The sequence below is a fragment of the Microcoleus sp. BM001215392 genome (assembly GCF_036700185.1).
Lineage (GTDB): Bacteria > Cyanobacteriota > Cyanobacteriia > Cyanobacteriales > Microcoleaceae > Microcoleus.
This window is the reverse complement of sequence record NZ_JAUBOJ010000373.1, coordinates 1-7,354: the sequence shown is the minus strand read 5'-3', so window position 1 is coordinate 7,354 and position 7,354 is coordinate 1. Positions and strand designations below refer to the sequence as shown.

Genomic DNA, 7,354 nt, shown 5'->3' with positions numbered 1-7,354 from the left:
GATTTAAACTCCGTTCTTATCACAATCTGCCGACCTGAGTAAGGGCTTCAAACCCCTGCTATTGGGTAAGATAGCGCGGAGCGCCGTCGTTTTTGTTCGATCGCTCGCGAGGACAACACTCGTTTGCTCCGGAAGGTTCGATCGCGCTTTCTCAGCTTAAATTTAATGGGGGTGGAGGGACTTGAACCCACACGACCGTTTCGGGTCAACGGATTTTAAGTCCGTAGCGTCTACCATTCCGCCACACCCCCTTTCGTCAAGCTGCTGTGGTTTTTACTCACTGACAACAACAGCCTTTTATTCTACACGCAAAACCCTAATTTGCGCAACCCCTAATTGAAAAATTCTCAAAAGTCGCGCTGCATCTCCCTAAGCAGTACAATAGTTAACCAGCTAGCGGAGCGTTTGCCCCCACTAACCTTGTTATTATTTAGATAAAGCAAATCCATGTATATTACCTTGCTCCTTTACGCCGTGTTGGCAGGAACCTACCTCCTGGTAGTACCCGCAGCCACCTACGCTTACCTGAACAGTCGTTGGTACGTGGCCACCTCTTTTGAGCGCGGCTTCATGTACTTCTTGATGTTCTTCTTTTTTCCAGGTATGTTTCTCCTAGCTCCCTTTTTAAATTTTCGCCCCAAACGGCGGCAGATAGAAGCCTAAATGCGACGTATTGATGTAATTGGAATCAGTATCGGCTTTTTTGCAGCAGGTGGGCTGGCCTACTTGCTGCTGCAATTTGCCGGACTCGACAGCATGAATGCAGGGATTTGGAGTCAGCTATTTTTGGTTGTCGGCTTGGTTGGCTGGCTGGTGACTTATTTATTTCGAGCCCTGACTCAGGGTATGACGTACAGCCAGCAACTGAAAGAGTACAAAGATGCTGTGTTGCAGAAGCAGCTTGATGCACTCACTCCTGAAGAATTAGCCAAACTTCAAGCCGAAATTGAGCAGGAAAAAGATAGTTAGTCAGTGGTTAGTTGTCAGTGGTTAGTTGTTAGTGGTTATATCATGTCCGGTCGAGCGACCGCGATTTTTGTAGGGGCCCGTGAGCCAACAATACCTGCCAATAATTGACAATCTCAAAAACCCGCCCCGACCCGGATATTATGGTTAATCGATCGGACGTGATATTAGTTGTTATTAGCTAATACCAACTGCCAACAACCAACTGCCAACAACCAACTGCCAACAACCAACTGCCAACTGCCTAATGAGTATTTCTAATTGTTTTGAAACGTTGCGCAAAAGCAACCAATGTGCATTGATTCCTTTTATTACTGCGGGCGATCCAGATTTGGAGACAACGGCTAAAGCACTGCAAGTTTTGGATGATAATGGTGCAGATGCGATCGAGCTTGGCGTTCCCTATTCCGATCCGCTAGCTGACGGGCCGGTGATTCAAGCAGCAGCTACGAGGGCCCTACAGCGGGGAACGCGACTAGATCCGGTGCTGGAAATGGTGGCAAAAGTGAGTCCGAATTTGCGATCGCCCATAATTCTGTTCGCATACTACAACCCGATTTTGTACAGAGGAATCGAAACCTTTTTGCAGCAAATCAAAAGTGCTGGAGTTAAAGGATTGGTTGTACCGGATTTGCCCTTAGAAGAAGCTGACAGCCTCATCCAACCTGCCAATAGATTAGGGATAGAACTAACATTGTTAGTGGCTCCCACAAGTCCTAAAAGCCGCATAGAAGCGATCGCCCGCCAGTCTCAGGGATTTATTTACTTAGTCAGCGTGACGGGGGTGACGGGAGTGCGCGAAGGCTTAGACACGCGAGCAAAAGAATTACTCCAAGAAATCCGCAGCATCACCGACAAACCCATCGGCGTCGGGTTTGGTATCTCCAAACCCGAACAAGCTCGCCAAGTGAAAGAATGGGGTGCAGACGCTGCAATTGTTGGCAGTGCTTTTGTCAAACGGTTGGCTCAAGGCACTCCAGAAGACGGCTTAGAAGCGATCGGCGAATTCTGCAAAAGTCTCAAAACAGCGATTCAAAATGATTAGTAACCGTGCAGATACTTTCAGCCGTTAGACAGATGTGGGCGATCGCAACGTGCGGCGACAATTAGGATTAAAGACCTTGTTGTACTTGAGATCATACATTCCCTTCCTTCCTGGTTCCTGACCGGAAGGTTTTTTTTTCTCTCCCAATTAATTTTTTTTCAACGCAGCACCTACCATCCGCAAACCATCACCCAAGCAGGGAAACTGCAAGGCGCTGCATCCTTACCGGGTGCTGCGAGCGGCATACAACAATTATTATAAATTTGGGGATTGTGGATTTCTGCTTTTTAAATCCTTCTTTTGAACTCGATCTCAGGCGGCTTGTGTACCAGCTTAGCAGAAGCAAGTAAAGCCTTGAACGCTGCTAGATTTGCTACAACTTGAGGAATGTAACTTCAGATAGATAAAAAACTCCTCTTTCTATTCATATACTTAAAAAAGTGTTTAAATGTCTAACTAACTCGTAGTAGCCATCTACAGAACCATCAGACATTTGAACTGATCGCAATAGAAAGGAACATTTTTATGAACAGACTAACTGCATTTCTGAAAAAAATTCGAGCTGTACAAATTTTAACAGTGTTTCTCGCCGGGATTTTAGTATTTGTGAGCACGGCCTGCAACCGAGCTGATGTAGCATCCGTGAAAACTTCCGACAAAATTAGACAAGAAGTGCCGACCGGGGCTGTAACTTCCGAATACAAAGGCGGCCAAAATCAATACAGCGATACTGATCCCAGAGACCAAAACGTTAAAGCAGCAGAAGCAAAAGCTCAGCTTCTTAAAGAGCAAGCGCAGCAGCGCATCGAAACTAAATCTAGCAGCAATGTGGGCGAAAATGTACGGCGGGTAGCAGACGACGCCCCGGATAAACTCGACCAAATTGGCGAAAAGCTCAATCAAAATGCTCGCACGGCTCAGCGCAAAGCCGATGAGTTTGGCGACAAAACCAAACAAGGTTTTTCTAATCTTAAAGAAAACACTCGCGAAGGCTTGAAGGGAGCAAAAGAGATTGTTAAAGAAGCGACAGAGGGAGCAAAAGAAAGAGTAGCAGAAGGTACTGAGTCGCTGAAATACAATACCGCCAAAGGTCAAGAAAATGTCAAAAATGCAGCGCGCAACGTAAAATACAGCGCTGAAGATACCTCCGACAAGGTTCGCGCCAAAGTGAATCGAGATATCGACAAAACTCAACGAGCAGCAGAAAGAGCAGCAGACAGGATCGACTAATTTCAGATAACGCTGTTTCTAGAGCCGGAAGCTGGAATTTGACAGGGGTTAAAAACCCCTGTCTCGTAGCTCGCATTCGTCTCCAGACGACTGCATATTAATATTTCAGTAGGTTTCAAACCCCCAATAGGGCTGATTAGCCCGGATGTAGAGTGCAGGGCCCGTTTCACCACAATCAAACAGCCGGCACTTTTTTAGGTTGGGACTTCGGTGCTGCTGGTTTCACGACGGATTCTTTGTAATTTCTCTAGATTTGATTTTGATTTTTTAAGGTAATAATTTTTACCTCCGGTATCGAAAATTTTGCCGATCGACCTAGATTAAATTTACTTAACTAAATATTGTATTTGTTAGAGCACTATACTGCCGTGTTGCTACTGTTTTTCGATTCATTTAAGCAGTTTAATATTAAAATCCTCAAAATATACTTAAGTAATAACCTGCTATAGCCCTCGATTCAGTATAAAATGTTGATGCTTAGCAAATAAGTATAATTTTCGATTGACAGCTATAAAATTTTGCCATTTATACCCTAAGATAGATACACTAACTTTTATCAAATCAATGTCAAGCTTGAATTCAGACGATTTGGATGCAACAGTAGATGTACTAAATTTGACTGCGGTACTCCCTAGAGAGCACCCGATCGCCCAATTGCACATTGATTGTCCACCGGCTGTCGGGGCCGCGAGCGAGAAAAACTTACAACCCGCCCTCCGCAAGCTCTTAGAGTTTCGCAACCGGCGCGCCACCGTCAGAAATCTTGATATTCCCGGCACAATTCCTGTCCTCAGCCTAAAACCCTACGCCCGCTCCTATGCTCCTGGGCCCTTGTCGTGGATTGCCGCGACGCTCTGCTGAAACAATGCGATCGAGTTGCATTGTTTCAGCAGTTAATTGCATCGCTCGAAATAGTTCTGAAGCGAACAAACATTCTCGACGAACTTGAACGGAGATTAGTTATTCACAGATATATAAAATATCAATATATTTAAAATTATATTGAGAACAACTGGTGAAATTAACTAATATCAAATTTAGCAAAAAAAGCAAGGGATATGCGATAAATGCCCCTAGGCGAACAGAAGCATATCGACAGGGGGATGCAGGCAAAATTCACTGAGAAAATTGTTTTGCAATGCTACTAACGATGACACACAACTTTCACGATGCACTGGCACATTTGGCAATCTATACAGGTGCGGCACCGATGCAGCGAAAACAAATCCTCAAGCGCGTTTGGAGCAGTCGCAAAAAACTCAAACAATGCGCGTACTTTACCCCGATCGATTACCAGCACAAGTTCGAGCTAGTTGAGGCAGAATGGCTGCGAGTTTTGGGAAAAAAAGCGGAAGCTATGGAACTTTACGATCGAGCTATTGCTGGAGCTAAAGCTAACGCATATTTGGATGAAGAAGCTCTTGCTTGCGAACTTGCTGCCAAGTTTTACCTGTCATTAGGAAGAGAAAAGATTGCCAGACTATACATGACAGATGCCTATGATTGCTATCTTCGCTGTAAAAAACAAGCAAAAGTTGATGAATTAGAAAAATACTATCCTCAATTGTTATCAGCAATTTTGTCACCTCTAAAAAAGGTGGCAAATTGCTTAGCAAGTTTGCCGGTAACTGCCGAAAACAATGAATCTCTGTATTCATTTAGTCATCCGTCTGTGTCCGCTATCATCTCAGATTTTGAAGGTTTTTCAAATCAGCTAACAGCTTGTCAAGCGCTGTCTAGCGAAATACAAATCGATCGCCTGATTGCAAAACTGATCCAACTGGCGCTGGCGAATACAGGCGCTGACAAAGCAGTGCTGATTTTGCCAAACAACAATCAATGGGAAATTGCTGCTGTAAGCGCGATCGACAATTTGGGAGTCGATCGCGCGATCGGCTTACCATCCGCAACACTCGATGGAAACAGCGATATCCTGCCCCTCAAAATTGTTGATTGCGTTAAAAACTTGTTGAAACCTGCGATCGTGGGGGATATCGCTCAAGAATGTGATTGGGAAACCGACTCTTACATCCTCACCTACAAACCGCAGAGCCTGTTGTGTTGGCCGATTCTCGATCGAGGCAAATTAACCGGGATTTTGTATCTAGAAAATCGGTTAACAGCAGGAATTTTTACACTGGATAAGTTGCAATTTGTCAATCTCCTGTGTTCCCAAGCAGCCATCAGTTTGCAAAATGCTCTGCTCTATCAAAAATCTTATGATTACAGCCAACAATTACAGATGGCACTCACAAAATTTAGCCGTACAAAATCTCAGCTTGCCGAGCAGAAACAAATGCTGCAAGCGATTCTTGATGTAGCTCCGATTTGGATTTGGATGGTTAGTCCCAGCGGTAAAGTACATTTTTTTAACAATACCTTTTGTCAAGATATCGGCGTGCCAATGAGCGATTTTCTAGCTGTAGATCATTATAAAGAAATACTGGGGGACAATGCAGCCGGCTGTCTTGCTTCAGATGCCGCCTGCCTTGCCCAAGATTCACCGCATCACTCCAGCGAAATTCTCACATTAGTTGATGGAGAAGAACACTATTTAGAAATCACAAAAGTGCAATTAAAAAATTTAGAGGGCGAGACGATCGCGATTATTGGTTTGGGCGTTGATGCCACGGAGCGCAAGCGATCGGAAGAACTTTTGCAAGAGCAAAATCAGCGCCTAGAACAAACTTTAAAAGATTTACAGCAAGCACAGTTACAGCTCGTACAAAACGAAAAAATGTCGGCTTTGGGCAATTTGGTCGCCGGAGTTGCTCACGAAATCAACAATCCGATTGGGTTTGTTTCGGGAAATTTAAATGAAGCTAAAAGGAGTTTTCGGGATATGATCGAACACTTAGAATTATATCGCTCCGATGCACCGAAATCGGAAATTTCCGACCACGCAGAACAGATAGACATTGATTATCTCTTGGAAGATTTACCAAAAATGATTGATTCGATGCAAGTCGGGTGCGATCGCATTTCCAGCATCAGCACGAGTTTGCGCACTTTCTCCCGAGGCGACAAAGACTACAAAGTTCCTTTTAATATTCACCAGGGCATTGATAGCGCTATTTTAATTTTGAAACACCGCCTCAAACCCAACCAACACCGCCCGCAGATCGAAGTGATGGCTAAATACGCCAATCTCCCTAAAATCGAATGTTTTCCCGGTCAATTAAATCAAGTTTTTATGAACCTGCTTGCTAATGCGATCGATGCCCTAGAAGAGTCAAATCAAGGACGCAGTTTTGAGGAAATTGCTGCCAATCCCAACTGCATCACGATCGGCACCGAACAACTCTCAACTGGGCAGATTAAAATTACAATTGCTGATAACGGCACTGGGATGACAGAGAAAGTTAAAAAGCAGATATTTGACCATTTGTTCACTACGAAGGGTGTCGGGAAAGGCACGGGATTGGGGTTGGCAATTGTCCGTCAGATTGTGGTAGAAAAACATGGCGGCACTATTGATGTAAATGCAGAGCCGGGAGTTGGTACTGAATTTGCGATCGTTTTGCCTGTCAAAGACAAATTATAATGCAATTGGGTTTAGTTAAGACGATCCCCCCTAACCCCCCTTAAAAAAGGGGGGGACAAGAATGCTCTCAAAGTCCCCCTTCTTAAGGGGGATTTAGGGGGATCTACGGGGGATAAATATGTTAAGTGAACCGTATTGAATTATAATGCAATTGGGTTTAGTTAGAATCCATTTGACCTTTTTGAGTTTTTGGGTTTGGTGACGAGAAACATAGAGAAAAACCTGTTTCTGAGACTTACGCTCATGGCGAGAAACCGGGTTTCTACGAGTTTTTGGTTGGGTAACGAGAAATATAGAGATCGACCCGGTTTCTGAGATTGACGCAGAATAGATTTCAAATGGTTTCTATAACAAAAATGGAACGCACGTGCGTTCCGAACCTTACTTATTGTGGCCAATCCACCGGATACGATCTGATTGGGCAATTTGGAGATTCCAGGATTCGGGGATTTTGTAATTGTTAATTAATTGGCGAATACCCGATCTTTCGCAGAACCGCTACGGGTGCATCAGGGCGCAAGCAAATATACTCGTATGGGCTATAGCATTTCGGTAGTAAATATCTGATT

Annotated in this window: 6 protein-coding genes, 1 tRNA gene and 1 pseudogene; 7 read left to right on the top strand and 1 reads right to left on the bottom strand. The window is 44.3% G+C overall.

Features of this window, described 5'->3' with window-relative positions:
- Positions 1–166: 166 nt before the first annotated feature.
- Positions 167–251 (bottom strand) — tRNA-Leu (locus tag QT974_RS28155).
- Between the two features lie 196 nt (positions 252–447).
- On the opposite strand from QT974_RS28155, the gene ndhL reads away from it, so the two are divergent.
- The 7 genes and pseudogenes from ndhL (at position 448) to QT974_RS34850 (ending at position 6,785) form a co-directional block, all read left to right on the top strand.
- Complete coding sequence (gene ndhL, locus QT974_RS28150) at positions 448–663, top strand: NAD(P)H-quinone oxidoreductase subunit L (RefSeq protein WP_015179358.1); 216 nt, start codon at positions 448–450, stop codon at positions 661–663.
- Positions 664–969: a DUF3007 family protein gene (locus QT974_RS28145; RefSeq protein ID WP_333471691.1), complete on the top strand. Its 306-nt coding sequence runs from the start codon at positions 664–666 to the stop codon at positions 967–969.
- A 244-nt stretch (positions 970–1,213) separates the two neighbouring features.
- Entirely contained in the window at positions 1,214–2,011 is a 798-nt protein-coding gene (gene trpA, locus QT974_RS28140) for a tryptophan synthase subunit alpha (protein WP_333471690.1), read from the top strand.
- A gap of 525 nt (positions 2,012–2,536) precedes the next feature.
- A complete protein-coding gene (locus QT974_RS28135) occupies positions 2,537–3,241 on the top strand; it encodes a DUF6658 family protein (protein WP_333471689.1) in 705 nt (234 codons plus the stop codon).
- Positions 3,242–3,805: 564 nt separating this feature from the next.
- Positions 3,806–4,102, top strand: coding sequence for a hypothetical protein (locus QT974_RS28130; RefSeq protein ID WP_333471688.1), 297 nt, complete (start codon positions 3,806–3,808; stop codon positions 4,100–4,102).
- Positions 4,103–4,379: 277 nt separating this feature from the next.
- Positions 4,380–5,372, top strand: a pseudogene (locus tag QT974_RS34855) (GAF domain-containing protein); the annotation flags it as partial.
- A 111-nt stretch (positions 5,373–5,483) separates the two neighbouring features.
- Positions 5,484–6,785, top strand: a complete 1,302-nt coding sequence (locus QT974_RS34850; RefSeq protein WP_442933218.1) for a sensor histidine kinase — start codon at positions 5,484–5,486, stop codon at positions 6,783–6,785.
- Positions 6,786–7,354 lie beyond the last annotated feature (569 nt).